Raw genomic sequence first — 16,689 nt, 5'->3', positions numbered from 1 at the left:
GGGCTATCACCCCTCGGCGAGATGATCACCGGGGGTGGTCGGGCCGGCGCGGTCACCGTTCGTGGCGGGATCCGCGTAGGGGACTCGGAACACCGCGACAAACTCGGCGAGCAGCTTGTCGTCGCCATGCAGCGCCACCGCCCCGGCATCCACCGCTGCGTCGGGCTCGAGCTCTCCGGCGAGCAGGTCCCGAAAGTTCGGGCCGGCGACGAGGACCAGATCCGGGTCGGGGCATTCACCCGGCTCGACCGTGATCGAGGCATTGCGCACGGTAACGTGTGCAATGGCCGTGCCGGACCGCACGACGTAGACGACCTTCCGGATCGTGGACGGAATCCCGCCGGGGTTTGCGGCGGCCCGTAGTGCGGCCACCAGGGAGGCGTCCGTGACGACCTCGCCGTCACGCGGCTTGCGCATCGTGGCGGCGCCCCAGCGGCCCAGCTCGTCGAGGGCGGGGGCCAGTTGCCGGGCTCGCGGGGTCGCCCGGTAAACGACCGAACGAGGCTGCCCGGCCTGCAGCTCTCGGGTCACCAGGCCGTCGCCCTCGAGTTCTCTCAGCCGGGTCGAGAGCAGGTTGGTCGGTATGCCGGGTAGTCCGGTCACCAGGTCGGAGAAGCGACGTGGCCCCACCAGCAGATCCCGCAGGATCAGAAGCGTCCAGCGTTGCCCGAGCACTTCCGCGGCGCGTGCCAGACCGCAGAACTGGCCGTACTCCCGACTGCGCATGCCGCAACGCTACCCCGGTTGACTTTACTTTTGCAAGCGTGCTTTAGTTTGTGAAGTAAGCTGGTCGGCCCGCTGGGCCTCTCGACCCGGGTGGGTCCGACCTCGGCCCAAGGAGGGAACTCTCGATGCAGGAACTGTTGGTGGACTTCATCGTCTCGCTGGACGGCTACGGAACTGCGGAAGGCTGGCCCGGGTGGTGGGGGCTGGAGGGGCCCGAGTATCTCGGCTGGCTCGACCAGCAGCCCGAAGGCGAGTACACCGTCTTGATGGGAGCGAACACCTACCGGCTGATGTCCGGGATGTCCGCCGAGGCCGCCGCGGCGGAGGCGGACCGGCCGGGCCAGCCGAGCGACGAGGAGGCCAGCCTGACCGGGCTGGCCGCCCTGCCCAAGGTGGTCTTCTCGTCGACCTTGCAGGCACCCCTGTCGTGGCCGAACACCGAGCTGGTGAGCGGGGATGCGGTCGAGGCGGTGGCCGCGATGAAGCGGGACGGCGCCAGCCCGATGCGCACCATCGGCAGCATCAGCCTGTGCCGGTCGCTCCTCACGGCGGGGCTGGTGGACCGGTTCCGGTTGGTCGTCTTCCCGGTGATCACCGGGAAGACCGGCCGCGACCGCATTCTCGACGGTTATCCCGACGTCGCCCTCGACCTGGTGGCCAGCCGGACGTTCGACGGCAGGCTCCAGTTGCTCGAGTATGTCCCGACCGTGCTCTCCGGCCCGCCGAGCGCGCGACCCGACCGCTGACCGTGCCGGGGGTTCCGGCGCGGGCGCCGGCTCAACCGGCCACGACCAGCGCGACGCCGATGGTGAGCATCGTGGCCGCGATCAGCGCGTCGAGGATCCGCCAGGCGACCGGGCGGGCGAGGGCGCGGCCGAGCAGTCGGGCGCCGTAACCGAGCGCGGCGAACCAGGCGGTACTGGCGAGCGTGGCTCCGGCGCCGAACGACCACCGGCCGGCCGGACCGTGGGTGTTGGCGATCGAGCCGAGCAGCAGCACGGTGTCCAGGTAGACGTGCGGATTGAGCCAGGTCAGCGCCAGCATTGTGAGTAGGGCCGTGCGCGGCGTCGAGGCGCCGGCACCGTTGCCGGGCTGGAGGCTCTGGGTGCGGAAGACCCGACGGGCGGCGAGCAGGCCGTAGCCGACCAGGAAGGCGGCACCGGCCCAGCGGGTCACGGTCAGTGCTGCCGGTGCGCGTTCGACCACCGCCCCGATCCCGGTGATGCCGGCCAGGATGAGTACCGCGTCCGAGACGGCGCAGATCGCCACGATCGGCAGTACGTGCTCGGCGCGTACGCCCTGGCGGAGCACGTACGCGTTCTGGGCGCCGATCGCCACGATCAGGGAGAGGCCGACACCGAACCCGGTGGCGAGTACCGGCAGCACCCCGGTCGGGGTGGCGGTGGAGGAGAGGATCACGGACCGACCCTAGGCAGGTCCGCCGGACCACTCCAGCTAATCTTTCTTATGATTCATTAGCCTTGCTTAGCATGGACCTCCAGTTCGAGCAGCTCCGCACCTTCGTCACAGTGGTCGACCACGGCTCCTTCGAGGCGGCGGCCCGGCGGTTGCACATCACTCCCTCGGCGGTGAGCCAGCGGATGAAGGCGCTGGAGAGCGCCGTCGGTCGGGTGCTGGTCGAGCGCGGCAAGCCGGCCCGGCCCACCCCCTCGGGGCAGGTCGTGCTCCGGCTGGCCCGCCAGGTCGAGCTGCTCGCCACCGACACCCTCCGGGAGTTGGGGCAGGACCCGGCCGAACTGGCGGAGTTCAGCCGGATTCCGATCGTGGTCAACGGCGACTCGCTGAACACCTGGGTGCTCCCGGCGATGGCGGCGGCCGCCCGCGAGCGGATCTGCGTCGACGTCTACCGCGAGGACCAGGACCACTCCGTCGAACTGCTCCGCCAGGGTACGGCGATGGCGGCGATCACCTCGCAGTCCCGGCCGGTGCAGGGCTGTGCGGTACGCCCGCTCGGCCGGATGCGCTACCACCCGATGGCCAGTCCCGAATTCGTCCGGACCTGGCTGCCGGACGGTCCGACGCCGGAGGCGCTGGCCCGCGCCCCGATGCTGGTCTTCGACCGCCGCGACGACCTCCAGGAGCGCTACCTGAGGCAGCGGTCCCGCCGAGTCTGGAACCCGCCCCGCCACTACGTCCCGTCCTCCGGGGACTTCCCGGAGGCGATCCGGCTCGGGCTCGGCTGGGGGATGCTGCCGCCGCAGCAGAGCGACCGCTATCCGGCTGGCAGCCTGGTGCCGATCGACCCGGCGGCGGTGGTCGAGGTCCCGCTCTACTGGCAGCAGTGGCGACTCGACTCCCGACTCCTCGGCGTACTGGCCGACCGGGTCGCCGAGGCGGCCGCCGAGGCACTCGGCCGGTAGCGGCCCGCAGGAAGGCCGGAACCACGGAGCTGGTCGGATCGGGCAGTTGAAGATCTTGGCGGAACGAAGCAGACGAGCCCCGTGCGGTGGGCTGCCGGCTCCGTTACGGTCGGGACATGTCAGCCAAGGTGCTCGCGATCGTCCTGGCCGGGGGAGAGGGCAAGCGCCTGATGCCCCTGACCGCCGACCGGGCGAAACCTGCCGTCCCGTTCGGCGGCATGTACCGCATGATCGATTTTGTGCTGTCCAACCTGGCCAATGGCGGGTTCCTGAAGATCGTCGTGCTGACCCAGTACAAGTCGCACTCGCTGGACCGGCACGTCACCAAGACCTGGCGGATGTCGAACCTGCTCGGCAACTACGTGACACCGGTGCCGGCCCAGCAGCGGCGTGGACCGTGGTGGTTCGCCGGTTCCGCGGACGCGATCTACCAGAGCTTCAACCTGATCAACGACGAGCAGCCGGACTACGTCATCGTGTTCGGCGCCGACCACATCTACCGGATGGACCCCCGGCAGATGCTGGAGCAGCACATCTCCTCCGGTGCCGGGGTGACGGTCGCCGGCATCCGCCAGCCGCTCGCCGCCGCCGACCAGTTCGGCGTGATCGAGGTCGGCGCGGACGGCCGGCGGATCCAGGCGTTCCGCGAGAAGCCGACCGACGCGAAGGGCCTGCCGGACGCCCCCGACGAGATCTATGCGTCGATGGGCAACTACGTCTTCACCACCGGGGTCCTCTGTGAGGCGGTGGAGACCGACGCGGCCGACCGGGCCAGCAAGCACGACATGGGCGGCAGCATCATCCCGATGCTGGTCGAGCGGGGCGAGGCGAACGTCTACGACTTCCGGGACAACGAGGTGCCGGGCAGCACCGACCGGGACCGGGCGTACTGGCGGGACGTGGGGACACTGGACTCGTTCTACGAGGCGCACATGGATCTGATCGCCGTACACCCGGTCTTCAACCTCTACAACTACGAGTGGCCGATCTACACCGACCACCCGCCGTGGCCGCCCGCCAAGTTCGTGCACGGCCTGGAGGAGCGGGTCGGTCGGGCGGTGGACTCGATGATCTCCCCGGGCGTGGTGATCTCCGGCGCGCTGGTGGAGAACTCGGTCGTCTCGCCGAATGTCCGGGTGCACTCCTGGGCCCACGTGGAAGGCTCGGTGGTGATGGAGGGAGTGGAGATCGGCCGGCACGCCGTCGTCCGCAACGCCATCCTCGACAAGAACGTGGTGGTGCCGGAGGGCGCGGAACTCGGCGTCGACCTGGACCGCGACCGTGAGCGGTACACGGTCTCCGACCGTGGGATCGTGGTCGTCGGCAAGGGAGAACGCGTCGAGCCCTGACCCGTCGGCCAGCGCACGGGCGGAGCCGACGGGTTCCGCCCGCCCGTGCCCGTGCCCGTGCCCGTGCCCGTGCCAGAAGGAGGTCACATGTCGGTCCACGCCCGCGCCGGCCAGCCTGCCGAGCCCGAGGACCTGGTGGACGTGCCCCGGCTCGTCACCGCGTACTACGCCGAGCAGCCGGACCCGGCCGACCCGGCGCAGCAGGTCGCGTTCGGCACCTCGGGGCACCGTGGTTCGAGCCTGCGGGCCGCGTTCAACGAGCGGCACATCCTGGCGATCACCCAGGCGACCTGTGAATACCGGCGGGACCGGGGTGTCGACGGGCCGCTCTTCCTGGCCCGCGACACGCACGCGCTCTCCGAGCCGGCCCTGGTCAGCGCGCTGGAGGTGCTGGCAGCCAACGAGGTGACGGTGCTGGTCGACAGCCGGGACGGCTACACCCCGACCCCGGCACTGTCGCACGCCGTGCTCCGGCACAACACCGGGCGCTCCAGCGGACTCGCCGACGGGATCGTGATCACCCCGTCGCACAACCCGCCGTCGGACGGTGGGTTCAAGTACAACCCGACGCACGGCGGCCCGGCCGACACCGACGCGACCAGGTGGATCCAGGACCGGGCGAACGCGCTGCTGGCCGAGGGAGTGCGCGGGGTCAGACGGATCCCGTACGCCCGGGCGCGGGCCGCCGACACCACCGGGCGGTACGACTTCCTCGCCGAGTACGTCGACGACCTGCCCTCGGCGCTCGACCTCGCGGCGGTACGGGCCGCCGGGGTGCGGATCGGCGCGGACCCACTCGGTGGGGCGAGCGTGGCCTACTGGGGCGAGATCGCCGACCGGCACGGCCTGGACCTGACCGTGGTGAACCCGCTGGTGGACCCGACCTGGCGGTTCATGACCCTGGACTGGGACGGCAAGATCCGAATGGACTGCTCGTCCCCGCACGCGATGGCCTCGCTGATCGCCCGGCGCGCCGACTACCAGGTCGCCACCGGTAACGACGCCGACGCCGACCGGCACGGCATCGTCACCCCGGACGGCGGCCTGATGAACCCGAACCACTACCTGACGGTGGCCATCTCCTACCTGTTCGGCAACCGGCCCGACTGGCCCGCCGACGCCGCGGTCGGCAAGACCCTGGTCTCCTCGTCCATGATCGACCGGGTCGCCGCCGACCTGGGCAGGAAACTGCTGGAGGTCCCGGTCGGCTTCAAGTGGTTCGTGCCGGGGCTGCTGGACGGCTCGGTCGGGTTCGGCGGCGAGGAGAGTGCGGGAGCCTCGTTCCTGGCCCGCGACGGCCGGACCTGGACCACCGACAAGGACGGCATCCTGCTCTGCCTGCTGGCCGCCGAGATCATCGCGGTGACCGGGCGGACGCCGAGCGAACACTACGCCGACCTGGTGTCCCGGTTCGGCGAGCCGGCCTACGCCCGGATCGACGCGCCGGCCGACCGGGACCAGAAGGCCGTGCTCGGGCGACTCTCCCCGGACCAGGTCACCGCCACCGAACTGGCCGGGGAGCCGATCACCGCCACCCTGACCGAGGCACCGGGCAACGGCGCGGCGATCGGCGGGCTGAAGGTCGTCACCCAGTCCGGCTGGTTCGCCGCCCGCCCGTCCGGTACGGAGGACGTCTACAAGATCTACGCGGAGTCCTTCCGGGGGCCGGAGCACCTCGGCCGGCTCCAGGAGGAGGCGGAGACGCTGATCAGCGAGGTGCTGAAGGCCGGCTGACCTGGATGGTCGCGCCCGGAGGGCTGCTGCCGGGTCTGCCTCGGCGCTGGCCGGACCGGGCAGGGGTGTTCCGTCGGCCGGGGTCAGCCCGGCTCCGGCGGTGCCCCGGTCCCGGGCCAGCCGTCACCGGCGTCGAGCCGTTTGCGCAACAGCGCCGCCAGCGGCATCGACTGCCCGTCCGGCCCGCCCTCACCGAGGATCAGCTTCGGCGGCTGCGGCCGGGGCGTCGCACCGGTGAACCGGGCGCGTATGCTGGCCGGCATCATCAGCAGGTAGTAGTTTCCGGCGTCGTCGACCGCGTGGATCCGGGCCAGGTCCAGGTACCAGCCGGTGAGGCCGGTGCGATATCGGGTACGGCCGTTGTAGGCGAGCGCGGTCAGCCTGGCCTGCCGCAGCCCGCGCTTCCGGGCCTGCGCGACGAACGCCGCGACGAGTCGCCGGGCCTCCTCGTGCTCCGCCTCCCGACGTCGCCGGTCGGCCAGTGCCCGGGCGGTGATCGCCTGCCGTCGCTGCTCCGCCCAGTCGCCGGCCCCGTCCTGTCGCATCTGCAGGACGGTACGCCCACCCCGGTCGGCGGCGCCGGCCGAGCCCCGGCCAGCCCGTCGCCCGAGGGTGGCCCCGCCGCTGCCGACCGGCTATCCGCCGTGCGGCGGCCCGCCGGGAATCCCCGGTGGGCGCGACTGCCCAGGCGGGCGATAGCCGCCCGGATATCCACCCGACGGCGGATAGGGATCCGGCGTCCCGCCGTGGGTCCGGGGACGGCGCCGGGCGCGCACCAGCAACCAGCCGAGTACGCCGGCACCGGCCAGGACCACCAGCAGGCATAGCCCGCCGATGGCGTACGCGGCGGGGCTGAGCCGGAGTCCGGTCGGGCCGTCGCCCGGCGGGGGTACGGCCACGGCCGGTGACGTCCCGTCGGCAGTGGCCGTCGGTCCGGTGCCGGGGCTGGGCTGCGCACCGGCCGGCTCGACCTCGGCGGTCAGCGCGTCGACGAGGTCGAGCACTCCGTGGCCGTACTCGGGATCCCGTCCGGGAGCGCCCCGATCGGTGGCGGTCGCGGTGAGCCGGTGCACCACCTCGGCCGCGGAGAGGTCCGGATATCTCGCCCGGACCAGTGCGGCGGCCCCGGCCACGATCGCCGCGGAGTCACTCGTCCCGGTGGCGGACCGGTAAGCCCCGGTCCGACTGGTGGAGGCGATGTCCACCCCCGGGGCGACCAGCCCGACGGCGTCGCCGGTGACACTGACCGGGGCGAGCTTTCCGTCCCGTCCGGTGGCGCCGACGGCGAGGACTCCGGGAAACGCTGCCGGATAGCCGACGAAGGTGTCGTCCGGGCGGTTCCCGGCCGCGGCCACCAGTACGACGTCGGCGGCGAGCGCCTCCTCGACCGCCCGCTCCAGATCTTCGCCGGCACCGCCGGAGAGCGACAGCGACAGGACTCCCGCCTTGAGCCGTACCGCCTCGCGGATCGCCCGGGGCAGGTCGGCGCCGGCACCGTACTTCGTTCGCACGGCGCGGACCGGCAGGATCTTGGCCTTGGGGGCGATTCCGAGCACCCCGTCGGCATTGCCGGACCCGTGTCCGTGCCCCGCGATCAGTCCCGCCATCGCGGTGCCGTGTCCGTCGGTGTCCTGCCGACCGTCGGTGTCACCGCCGGTCACGTCGATGCCCGGCAGGACGTTGCCGGTCAGGTCCCTGTGGTCCGCCCGTACCCCGGTGTCGAGCACCGCCACCACCACCCCGGCACCCTCGGTGATCCGGTGCGCCTGTGCGACGTCGAGGGCCCGCAGGTGCCACTGCCGGTCCCGGGCGGCGTCCGCCGCTGCCGGCGGGGCGCCGACCAGTGCCGCGAGCAGACCGCAGATGGCCGCCGCACCCAGGCGCGACAGTCGTGCGGGGAACCGGACGGCTCGGCTCACCGGTCCTTCCCGAGCGTCGGGGCACCGGGCTCGTGTCGGCTGACCTCCCGGTTTGGCTCGATCTCCGGGGCGACGCCCTGCTCCACCTCCCACGGATTGTCGGGATCCCAGTGCCGCCGCTCGGGCTCGTCCTGGTCGCCACGGCCGCGCGCGCCGCCGGCCGCCCCGGGCCGGGCGCCGGTCCCACCGGCCGCGCCGGACCGGCCCCCCTGCGACCCGATGACGCCGCCGACCGGGTTCACTCCCCGCGGTACGCCGCCCGAACGGGCCGCGCCGACGGCACCGGGTGGCACCCCGGGACCGCCGGGCCGGGCACCGATCACGCCGCCCGGTGGTACGGCGGTCGGCCCGGACCCGAGCGGGCCGACCCTGACCGGCCCGGAGCCACCGCGCGGTACACCGCCGAGCCCCGGACCCGGGCTCGGCCTTCCACCGGGGCCCGGCGGCACACCGATGGTCGGCGGGACGACCGGCGGCACCGGGGCCGGCGTACCGACCGGTGGTCCGGGTGGAACCGGGGTCACGGGTGGCGGCGGCACGGTGACCGGCGGGGCGACACCGGTCAGGCTCGGGCCGTCGTCCACCGGATAGCCGGGCGGGGTGACCGGCTCCGGGGTCAGCTCGGTGTGCAGGGTCGGCGGTGGAGTCCCCTCGACGAAGCCGGGGCGGGAATCCTCCTCGGCCCTGCGGCGCGGCGGCGGCGGGACGACGGGTGGTCGGACCGTTCCGTCCGGGTCGTCGCCGAACTCCCGCGCGTTGTCGTCGGTCGGCAGGGGCGGGGGGAGGTACTCCGGTGGCGGTTGGATCCGGCCTCCGCCGTCCCGCGCCGCGCCGTCCAGCTCCGACTGCACCGCGCGGGCCCGGGCGACCAGCGCCGCCTGCTGGGCGTCGCTGACCGGCGGGTCGGTGAGCACCTTCATCGCGCCCTCGCCGAGGAAGTCCCCGGCCTTCTGCCCCAGGGCGGTCAGCCCGAAGCGCGAAGCGGCGGCTCCGCCCGCCGTCCCGCCGATGTCGCCGGCCAGCTCCACCTGCCGCTGGTAGTCGGCCAGCTTCTGCTGGTTCTCCAGGTATTCCCGGTAGATCGGCTCCAGCTTGGTCCGCGCCTGCTCGATGGCGTCCGCCACGTGCCCGATGTGCGTGGCGTTGTTCTGGGCCGCGGTCGAGGTCTGCCGGCTCGCCTCGATCAGCCTGTCCAGTTCGACCATGTACGCCGCGGAGGCTTCGTTCTGCTCCGGCGGCCACAGCGCGGCGAGCTGGTTACGGCAGTTCTGCAACCTGGCGGCGTGTCCGTTCAGCATGCCGGACGCCCGCTCCCAGGCCGCCACCTGCTCCCGGCTCGGCTGGAGCCTCTGCCGCGCCGCCTCGACCAGCCGCCACAGGTGCGGGATGTACGCCTCAGCCATTGCCGTCGCCTCCCGTCCCGAGGGTGGGTCCGGTCGGGTTCCCGCCGGATCCCGGCCGGGTCTGCTCGGTCGGCGGCAGGACCTCGTGCACGTCGCTCACGGTTGCCTGGGCGAACGCGTCTGAACCGCGGTAGTTGGCGGCGATCTGCTCCGCCGCCCGGGCCATCGCCTGGGTCCCCTTGTCCAGGTTGACGAGTGCCGCCAGGCTCTTGCGGATGCACTCGTCGTAGCGGTCCTGCAGGTGCAGCCAGTCGTCACCCTCCAGCCGGTCGCCGATGGTGGCGCCCTGTTGCATGGCGTCGTGCACCGGCGGGACCTGGGTGCGGTAGCCCTCCTTGAGTTCCTCGCGTATCGTCGCCGCAACGCTCGCCAGACCGTCGATCTCGACGTTGATCTGGCCGATGATTGCTGCCGCTGCCGCCCCGATCGCGCGGGCCGCCGCGCCGACCGGCGGACCAGCCAGGCTCATCGTTACCCCTCCCCGTGGATGGCTGGGTGACGTGGTCGCGGCTCATTGTAGTCGAGGCGCGACGGGGAGGACGTTGTCAAATCGGCCGGCGACGATGCCGAAGTGGACGATGCGTCCGCACCAGGGCTAGGGCTTCACGAAGATGGCGGTGTCCGCCACGTCGTCCGTCGTCCAGATGGTGCGCCACCCGCGGATGCTCCGGTGCACAGTGGTCCAGACCCGCCCGTCGGGTCCGGCTCCGTGCGGGCGGGAGGCGGGCGCGTGCGAGTCGCAGGGGAGATACCGATTCACGTTGTCGATGATCAGCAGTCCGCCCGAGGCGAGCTTCGACAACGCGAACCATGCGCAGTGGTCCCGGTACCTGCCGTCCACGAGGACGAAGTCGAGACAGCCGTCGGGGAGTTCGAGCAGCACCCGGGCGTACTCGCTCTGATCGCCGAGTTCCGGCGGCACGTCGAGCGGGGCGAACCGGTAGTCGACGTTGGTCAGCGAGTGCTTCTTGAGTTCGAGTGAGACCTTGTCGTGCCACGCCGCGTCGTGTTCCACGCTGATCAGATGGCTGACCCGGCGGGCGAACCAGACCGTACTCGAACCTGAGCCGAACTCCAGGCCATGGTCGGTCGGGACGAGCATCCTGTCCAGGGTCTCGACGGCCCGGGGCGTGAGCCAGGGAATGCCCGGGTGGGTCCGCCGGTAGAACTCGCTGCGGGCGCGACCGACCACGTAGCGCGGTGTCCAGTGCCGGATCGTGCGCACCGCCCCTCCTAGCTGTCCTGGCTGACTTCTCCGACGCCCCGGCGGACGTCGGAACGTATGGCTCAACGAGCGAACGGAGCATTGGTCTCGCCCGACGGGCAGCGGTGTGCCGCACCGGCCGGGTCAGCCGGCGGTCTCGAAGTAGCGGCGGACCTCGGCCGCCACGGTCTCCAGGTGCTCGTCGGGAAGTTCGGGGTAGATCGGCAGCGAGAGGCACTCCCGGGACCACGCCTCGGTCGCCGGCAGGTCGCCGGGTCGGTGACCGAGCGAGGCGTACGCGGGCTGCAGGTGCAACGGGATCGGGTAGTGCACCCCGGCGCCGATGCCCGCGTCCCGAAGGTGCGCCAGCAACCCGTCACGGTGCCGGGTGCGGAGTACGAAGAGGTGGTAGACGCTGCGCCGGTTCGCCGGCTCCGCCGGCAGGACCAGGTCACCCACCCCGCACAGCCGGGACCGGTACCCGGCCGCGAGGTCGCGCCGCCGCTGGTTGTCCTCCCGCAGCGTGCGCAGCTTCGCCCCGAGTACGGCTGCCTGGAGCGTGTCCAGACGTGCCGCGTAGCCGACGGTGAGGTGCTCGTACTTGCTGACGCGGCCGTGGTCGGAGAGGCGTCGGATCGTGTCGGCGAGGGTCGGATCCGAGGTGGTGACCGCTCCGGCGTCGCCGAACGCCCCCAGGTTCTTGCCGGGATAGAAGGAGAAGCAGCCGATCCGGCCGTACGCCCCGGCGCGGACCACCGATCCGTCGTCGTGGACGAACTCGGCCCCGTGAGCCTGGGCGGCGTCCTCGATCAACGGCACCCCGGCGTCCCGGGCGAGCGCACCGATCGCATCGAGGTCGACGGGGAGCCCGTACAGGTGGACGGGGACGACGGCCCGCACCCGGTCGATGACCGCCTTGAGCCCGTCGGGATCCATGCCGCCGGTCGCGGGGTCGACGTCCACGAAGCGTGGCCGGGCGCCGAGCCAGGTCACCGGCTCCGCCGTGGCGACGAAGGTGTGCGCCGGCACCGCCACCTCGTCACCGGGTCCGACGCCGAGCGCGGCGAGGCTCAGATGGATCGCCGCGGTGCCGGAGGAGAGGCCGACGGCGTGCCGGGTGCCGCAGAACTCGGCGAACGCCGCCTCGAACTCACCGACCTCCCGTCCGAGGATGAACCGGGTCTCTGCCAGCACGGTCCGGACGGCCGGCTCGATCGCGTGCCGGTGCCGGTCGTACGAGGCGGCCAGGTCGACCAGGGGAATTCGAGACATGCGGGCTCCTGTTCGGTACGGATGGCGGGCCGCTACCCGCGCCGGCCGGCGAGAGTGCCGGGGCGGATGGCGCGGCGGTGACCGGGCTCAGGGGATGGCGGGGGTCAGGTCGGGTTGCGGGTACCCAAACCGGGGCGGGGCGATCGGCGGTACCTCGATCGGCGGCACGGAGACGGTGGCGCCACCGGCCCGGAGCGAGGCGTCGGCCGCCTCCAGCACCGCCACGACCCGGGCCCCGTTCCAGCCGTCGGTGCGGGGCCGGGTGCCGGTGCGGACACAGTCGAGGAAGTGGGCGAGTTCCCGGGCGAGCGGCTCGGTTGTGGAGAGCTCCGGCACGTGGGTCGCCTCGTCACGGAGCCGGTACCGCCGTACCCCGTGCCGGTCCGGCTCCAGCGGCTCCGCGCCCTTGTCGAAGACGGTGAGCCGGGCCCCGGGCAGCAGGTCGTCGTAGACCAGCATCCGGCGGGTACCGACCACGGTCGTGCGGCGGGTCTTGGCCGGGTCCAGCCAGCTCACATGCATGTGTGCGACGACGTCTCCGGGATAGCCGACGGTGACGAAGACGACGTCCTCGACGCCGTCGTGCAGGTACCGGCCGCCCTGGGCGGCGACCCAGCGCGGTTCGGTACCCAGCAGGTAGTTGGCGATGGAGACGTCGTGCGGGCCGATCGACCAGAAGCTGTGCAGGTCGCTCTGGATGCGTCCCAGGTTGAGCCGCTGCGAGTGCAGGTGCAGGGGCTCGCCGATCTCGCCGGACCGGATGTACTCGCGCATCCGCTCCACCGCCGGGACGTACTCGAAGGTGTGTCCGACCATCAGGACGAGCCCGTTCCGGTCGGCGGTCTCGGCCAGCGTGACCGCGTCGGCGACCGACATCGCCAGCGGCTTCTCGACGAAGACGTGTTTGCCCGCGTCGAGGACCCGCCGGGTCAGTGCGGCGTGGCTGGGTGCCGGGGTGGCGATGAGGATGCCGGCCACCTCGTCGTCGTCCAGTGCCTCGTCCAGATCGTCGGTGGTCCGGACCCGCGGATAGAGTTCCGCGGCGGCGAGCCGCCGCTCCGGGACCGGGTCGACGAGATAGCGCCAGCGGGGACCTGCCAGCTTGTCGAGATTGCGGGCGATATTAGTGCCCCAGTAACCAAATCCGACCAATCCAATGCTTTTAGCCACAATCAGGTACTCCCGGAATCGGGGGTCAAGGCTGTCGTGCGCGTCGTCGTCGGCGCTGGACCCTGAAGTGTCAGCACCCCGATATGCGGTAATTCACCTGAATTTTTGTCCGGTGCTCTGCGACTCGCCAGCGATTTGTCTGTTTCCCGACCGTCTCACGGTGAGGGGAACGTCGAGGTCCATTGACCGGGGGTGGTCGGCACCTCCGGCGCGCCGATCCGGGTGCCCTGGTCCGGCTGGGCGGAGAGCCGGGCGAGGTGTTCGATCACCTTGTCCGGGTCGGCGTGCGGGTCGAGCGCGGTCACCTCGGCCGGGTGCAGCGCCGGTACCGGGACGTGGGAGATCAGCGGGTGCAGCGGCCGCACGTCGACCTCGCCCGAGCCGAACAGGTCCTCGTGCAGCTTCTCGCCGGGGCGCAGACCGGTGTAGATGATCTGGGGCGGCTTCGGCGTCTGGGCGGCGAGCTGCCGGGCGACGTCGTCGATGCGGACCGGCCTGCCCATGTCGAGTACGAGGGCCTCACCGTCGCGGCCGATCGCCGTGGCCTGGAGCACCAGGTGCACCGCCTCCTGCACGGTCATGAGATAGCGGGTCACGTCCGGATGGGTGACGGTGATCGGCAGTCCCGCCTCGATCTGCGCCCGGAACGCGGTGACCACGGATCCACGGCTGCCCAGAACATTGCCGAAGCGGACGCTGAGGAATGTCCCGGCGGAGTTCTGCGCGGCGTACGCGGTCAGCCGTTCGGTGATCCGCTTGGAGTAACCGAGAACGCTTATCGGGTTGGCGGCCTTGTCGGTCGAGATGTTGACGAACCTGGCCACTCCCCGACACGCCTCCAGGACTGCGAGCGTGCCCCACACGTTGGTCTGGACGGCCTCTCCGGGGTGCTGTTGCAGCAGGGGCAGGTGCTTCAGCGCGGCCGCGTGGAACACGATGTCCGGGCGGCGCTCGGTCATGATGCGGGTGATTCGGGCGGCGTCGCGCAGGTCGGCGAGGATCAACTCGGAGCTGTCCAGCAGGGCGCGGCCGGAGATCGACATCTGCAGACTGTGCAGTGCGGACTCGTCCCGGTCGAGCATGATCAGCTCGGCGGGATCGGCCTGGGCGATCTGTCGGCACAGCTCCGAGCCGATAGAGCCGCCGGCGCCGGTCACGAGGATGCGCCGGCCGGTGAGACCGGTGTCGGCGCTCTGTAGGTTCGCGACCACGTGCCTGCGGCCGAGCAGGTCGTTGATGTCCACGTCCCGTACGTCGGTCACGCTGATCTGCCGGTCGACCAGCTCACGTACCGGCGGAAGGACCTTGAAGGCGGCGCCGGCGGCCAGGGTGGCGGCCCGGACCTCCCGGATCAGCTCGGCGTCCGCGTTGGCGACCGAGAAGATGACGGTGCTGGCGCCGGACTCCCTGAGGGCGACGGCGATCTCGCGGCGCCCGCCACGCACCCGGACGCCGTCCAGGCGCAGGTGCTGCTTGTCAGGGTCGTCGTCGAGCAGCCCGACCGGCAGGTACCGGCTGCGCGGGTCGCTGACCATGGCGCGTAGCAGCGCCTGACCGGCCGAACCGAGCCCGAACAGCAGGACCGGGGTGGCCGAGGGAATGGTGGGGCGCAGCGACCGGTCGCGGTGGTAGCGGTAGGCCATCCGGAGGGACAACATGCCGAGCAGGGCCACGGTGCCGCCGACCGGCGGCACGCTGGCGGGGATCGGCCGCTCCGTCAGGAGCAGCAGGCCGGTCAGGAGCAGCGCGGCGGTGCCCATGGCGGTGTACGCCAGCACCCGGACCTCCGGCAGGCTACCCAGCGGATACCGTCCCCAGTAGCGGCGGCAGAGCCATGACGCCACGACATGCAGGATGCCGGCGATCAGTCCGACGGCGCAGACCCGGACGAGAGCGCCCGCGGTGAGGGCCAGTTCGTAACGCGCCCACGCGGCCACGGTGAATCCGGCGATCCACGCGGCCGTGTCACTGGCGATCAGCGCGACCGTCCGACGCCATGCCTGCCGTCGCACCGGGGGTGTGAGAACGGGGCGCGGAGTCTCTGCGGTGAGCGACATGTACTGGCTCCCTCATGCGGGTCTGGGCCGACGCGACCGGCCGATGCGGCACCTTCTGGCGGCTCCTACATATTTAGTGCTTGATTGACCCGAACACCCGATGTTTCATGTTTTTCCGAGAGCAAACTATTCACACCAGTTCTGGCGGTATTAGGAATACGATTTCTGATTCACCTTCTGGCCTCCTCCGGGTGCTCCCGGAGACCCTCGCCGGTGGTCGGGGAACCGGACCCGCCCGGCCGCCGGCGATCCTGGATCAGGCGGCCGGTTGCTCCCGACCTGACCCGCCGCACGTACCCGTACGCCGCCAGGCCGGCGAGGATGCCGAGGGTCACCGCCGCAGCTCCCAGGTGGGTACGAGCGGCGGACAGCGCGTCGAAGCCCGGAAACTGTCCAGCCAGGAGAAGAGCCGTGAGGACGGCGAGCAGTAGGGACAGCCGGGTGGCCGCACGGTAGTCGCCGTCGCCGATGCGGTTGAGGTTCATCGCGGACACGATCGTCAGGAAGGGCAGCGAGAGGGCGAGGAGCCGCAGCCAGGTGGCTGCCTCCGGGCTGGGCAGGGCGAGTACTTCCGTGGTGATCCACGGGGCCGCGATCATCACCGTGACGGCGGCGACGATGGACGCGGCCACGACCATCACCTCGCCTTCCCGGCTCGTCCCGCTGGTCGGTCCCAGGTTGTGGCGGCGGCGGGTCCGGATCGCCATCGGCACCCGCAGGCCGTCGTGGAACACCGCGGAGAGCGCCTGGATGCCGCCGACGATGGCGCCGAACTCGCCGACCACCTGTGGCGGGGCCGCCAGCGACAGCACGGTGCTCGGGCCGCGCCAGGTGAAGACGTTCGTGATGCCGACGACGAACAGTTGCCGGTTCATCAGAAACGCCCGTGCGGCCAGCCGGGCGGAGAGCGCGTGCCACATCGCTGGTCGCCGGAGGGAGCCCCGACACAGCAGTGTCTCGACGATGACGAACTGCGCGACCGACATCACGGCGAGTGCGATCGTGAGCGGCGTACCGGTGAGGACGAGCGCGAGCGCGACGATCTTCCCCCCACAGACCGCCACCGCCCCCAGGACGAACCGCAACTGCCGGACCAGATCGGCGGACTGCAGCTCGAAGAGACTGTTGCCGATCAACGCCACGCCTGCCGCGGCCAGGGAGACCGGACTGTAGCCGCGGCCGGTGTAGGCGATCGTGACCAGCGCGGTGGCGGCGATGAGGCTCGGCACGGCGATGAGCAGACGTTGGCTGCGGACCGCCTGCCGCTCCGACTCGTCACCCGTGGCGTAGAGGAGCGACGAACCTCCCGCCGTCGCGATCGCGACCCAGGCGAGGATCGCGGTCATCAGGGTGTACGCGGCGATCTCCGCGGTCTCACCCTGGCGCGCGCTGACCGCCAGCATCACCGCGTTCAGCCCTCCGTTGATGATGCTGGAGGACGAGGCGATGATGGTGTTGCGGCGCACGCCCGCGG

At 71.6% G+C, this 16,689-nt stretch carries 15 protein-coding genes; 4 read left to right on the top strand and 11 right to left on the bottom strand.

Going from position 1 to position 16,689, the window contains the following annotated elements; translation table 11 throughout:
- Nucleotides 1-6 precede the first annotated feature (6 nt).
- Entirely contained in the window at nt 7-726 is a 720-nt protein-coding gene (locus tag EV371_RS22235) for a winged helix-turn-helix transcriptional regulator (protein WP_130463767.1), read from the bottom strand.
- A 125-nt stretch (nt 727-851) separates the two neighbouring features.
- Here EV371_RS22235 and EV371_RS22230 point away from each other — a divergent pair, with 125 nt between their 5' ends.
- Nucleotides 852-1,472 carry a dihydrofolate reductase family protein gene (locus EV371_RS22230; RefSeq protein WP_130463766.1) on the top strand — a complete coding sequence of 207 codons (621 nt, stop codon included), beginning with the start codon at nt 852-854 and terminating at the stop codon, nt 1,470-1,472.
- 31 nt (nt 1,473-1,503) lie between these two features.
- Here the strand turns inward: EV371_RS22230 and EV371_RS22225 are convergent, their stop codons facing one another.
- Nucleotides 1,504-2,112: a LysE family transporter gene (locus EV371_RS22225; protein ID WP_130466122.1), complete on the bottom strand. Its 609-nt coding sequence runs from the start codon at nt 2,110-2,112 to the stop codon at nt 1,504-1,506.
- 104 nt (nt 2,113-2,216) lie between these two features.
- Between EV371_RS22225 and EV371_RS22220 the strand changes: the two genes are divergently transcribed.
- From EV371_RS22220 to pgm, 3 genes are all read left to right on the top strand, one after another.
- Nucleotides 2,217-3,107: a LysR family transcriptional regulator ArgP gene (locus EV371_RS22220; RefSeq protein WP_130463765.1), complete on the top strand. Its 891-nt coding sequence runs from the start codon at nt 2,217-2,219 to the stop codon at nt 3,105-3,107.
- A gap of 116 nt (nt 3,108-3,223) precedes the next feature.
- Nucleotides 3,224-4,456 (top strand): glucose-1-phosphate adenylyltransferase, encoded by a 1,233-nt coding sequence (gene glgC, locus EV371_RS22215; protein ID WP_130463764.1) that lies wholly within the window; start codon nt 3,224-3,226, stop codon nt 4,454-4,456.
- An 87-nt stretch (nt 4,457-4,543) separates the two neighbouring features.
- Entirely contained in the window at nt 4,544-6,190 is a 1,647-nt protein-coding gene (gene pgm / locus EV371_RS22210) for a phosphoglucomutase (alpha-D-glucose-1,6-bisphosphate-dependent) (protein ID WP_130463763.1), read from the top strand.
- A gap of 83 nt (nt 6,191-6,273) precedes the next feature.
- Here pgm and EV371_RS22205 read toward each other — a convergent pair whose 3' ends face one another.
- The 9 genes from EV371_RS22205 to EV371_RS22165 form a co-directional block, all read right to left on the bottom strand.
- Entirely contained in the window at nt 6,274-6,735 is a 462-nt protein-coding gene (locus tag EV371_RS22205; protein WP_130463762.1) for a hypothetical protein, read from the bottom strand.
- 90 nt (nt 6,736-6,825) lie between these two features.
- Nucleotides 6,826-8,079, bottom strand: a complete 1,254-nt coding sequence (locus tag EV371_RS22200; RefSeq protein WP_486484958.1) for a S8 family serine peptidase — start codon at nt 8,077-8,079, stop codon at nt 6,826-6,828.
- Nucleotides 8,080-8,105: 26 nt separating this feature from the next.
- Nucleotides 8,106-9,512: a hypothetical protein gene (locus tag EV371_RS22195; RefSeq protein WP_130463761.1), complete on the bottom strand. Its 1,407-nt coding sequence runs from the start codon at nt 9,510-9,512 to the stop codon at nt 8,106-8,108.
- On the bottom strand, nt 9,505-9,981 hold the full coding sequence (locus EV371_RS22190) for a hypothetical protein (RefSeq protein WP_130463760.1): 477 nt from the start codon (nt 9,979-9,981) through the stop codon (nt 9,505-9,507). Before EV371_RS22190 ends, EV371_RS22195 begins: the two co-directional genes overlap by 8 nt.
- A gap of 126 nt (nt 9,982-10,107) precedes the next feature.
- Nucleotides 10,108-10,737 carry an O-methyltransferase gene (locus EV371_RS22185; RefSeq protein WP_130463759.1) on the bottom strand — a complete coding sequence of 210 codons (630 nt, stop codon included), beginning with the start codon at nt 10,735-10,737 and terminating at the stop codon, nt 10,108-10,110.
- Between the two features lie 123 nt (nt 10,738-10,860).
- On the bottom strand, nt 10,861-11,988 hold the full coding sequence (locus tag EV371_RS22180) for a DegT/DnrJ/EryC1/StrS aminotransferase family protein (protein WP_130463758.1): 1,128 nt from the start codon (nt 11,986-11,988) through the stop codon (nt 10,861-10,863).
- An 87-nt stretch (nt 11,989-12,075) separates the two neighbouring features.
- A complete protein-coding gene (locus EV371_RS22175; protein ID WP_165436808.1) occupies nt 12,076-13,140 on the bottom strand; it encodes a Gfo/Idh/MocA family oxidoreductase in 1,065 nt (354 codons plus the stop codon).
- 173 nt (nt 13,141-13,313) lie between these two features.
- The gene (locus tag EV371_RS22170) at nt 13,314-15,215 is read right to left on the bottom strand and encodes a polysaccharide biosynthesis protein (RefSeq protein ID WP_130463756.1); all 1,902 of its coding nucleotides are present in this window, start codon (nt 15,213-15,215) and stop codon (nt 13,314-13,316) included.
- A 170-nt stretch (nt 15,216-15,385) separates the two neighbouring features.
- Nucleotides 15,386-16,681, bottom strand: a complete 1,296-nt coding sequence (locus EV371_RS22165) for a hypothetical protein (protein ID WP_130463755.1) — start codon at nt 16,679-16,681, stop codon at nt 15,386-15,388.
- Nucleotides 16,682-16,689 lie beyond the last annotated feature (8 nt).

Source organism: Plantactinospora sp. CNZ321 (assembly GCF_004217235.1).
This window is presented reverse-complemented; position numbering and strand designations above follow the sequence as displayed.

Bases quoted from the DNA above. Each gene is read 5' to 3' on its own strand.
- EV371_RS22235 (WP_130463767.1), bottom strand. From the start codon at position 726: ATGCGCAGTCGGGAGTACGGCCAGTTCTGCGGTCTGGCACGCGCCGCG.
- EV371_RS22230 (WP_130463766.1), top strand. From the start codon at position 852: ATGCAGGAACTGTTGGTGGACTTCATCGTCTCGCTGGACGGCTACGGA.
- EV371_RS22220 (WP_130463765.1), top strand. From the start codon at position 2,217: ATGGACCTCCAGTTCGAGCAGCTCCGCACCTTCGTCACAGTGGTCGAC.
- glgC (WP_130463764.1), top strand. From the start codon at position 3,224: ATGTCAGCCAAGGTGCTCGCGATCGTCCTGGCCGGGGGAGAGGGCAAG.
- pgm (WP_130463763.1), top strand. From the start codon at position 4,544: ATGTCGGTCCACGCCCGCGCCGGCCAGCCTGCCGAGCCCGAGGACCTG.
- EV371_RS22205 (WP_130463762.1), bottom strand. From the start codon at position 6,735: ATGCGACAGGACGGGGCCGGCGACTGGGCGGAGCAGCGACGGCAGGCG.
- EV371_RS22195 (WP_130463761.1), bottom strand. From the start codon at position 9,512: ATGGCTGAGGCGTACATCCCGCACCTGTGGCGGCTGGTCGAGGCGGCG.
- EV371_RS22190 (WP_130463760.1), bottom strand. From the start codon at position 9,981: ATGAGCCTGGCTGGTCCGCCGGTCGGCGCGGCGGCCCGCGCGATCGGG.
- EV371_RS22180 (WP_130463758.1), bottom strand. From the start codon at position 11,988: ATGTCTCGAATTCCCCTGGTCGACCTGGCCGCCTCGTACGACCGGCAC.
- EV371_RS22170 (WP_130463756.1), bottom strand. From the start codon at position 15,215: ATGTCGCTCACCGCAGAGACTCCGCGCCCCGTTCTCACACCCCCGGTG.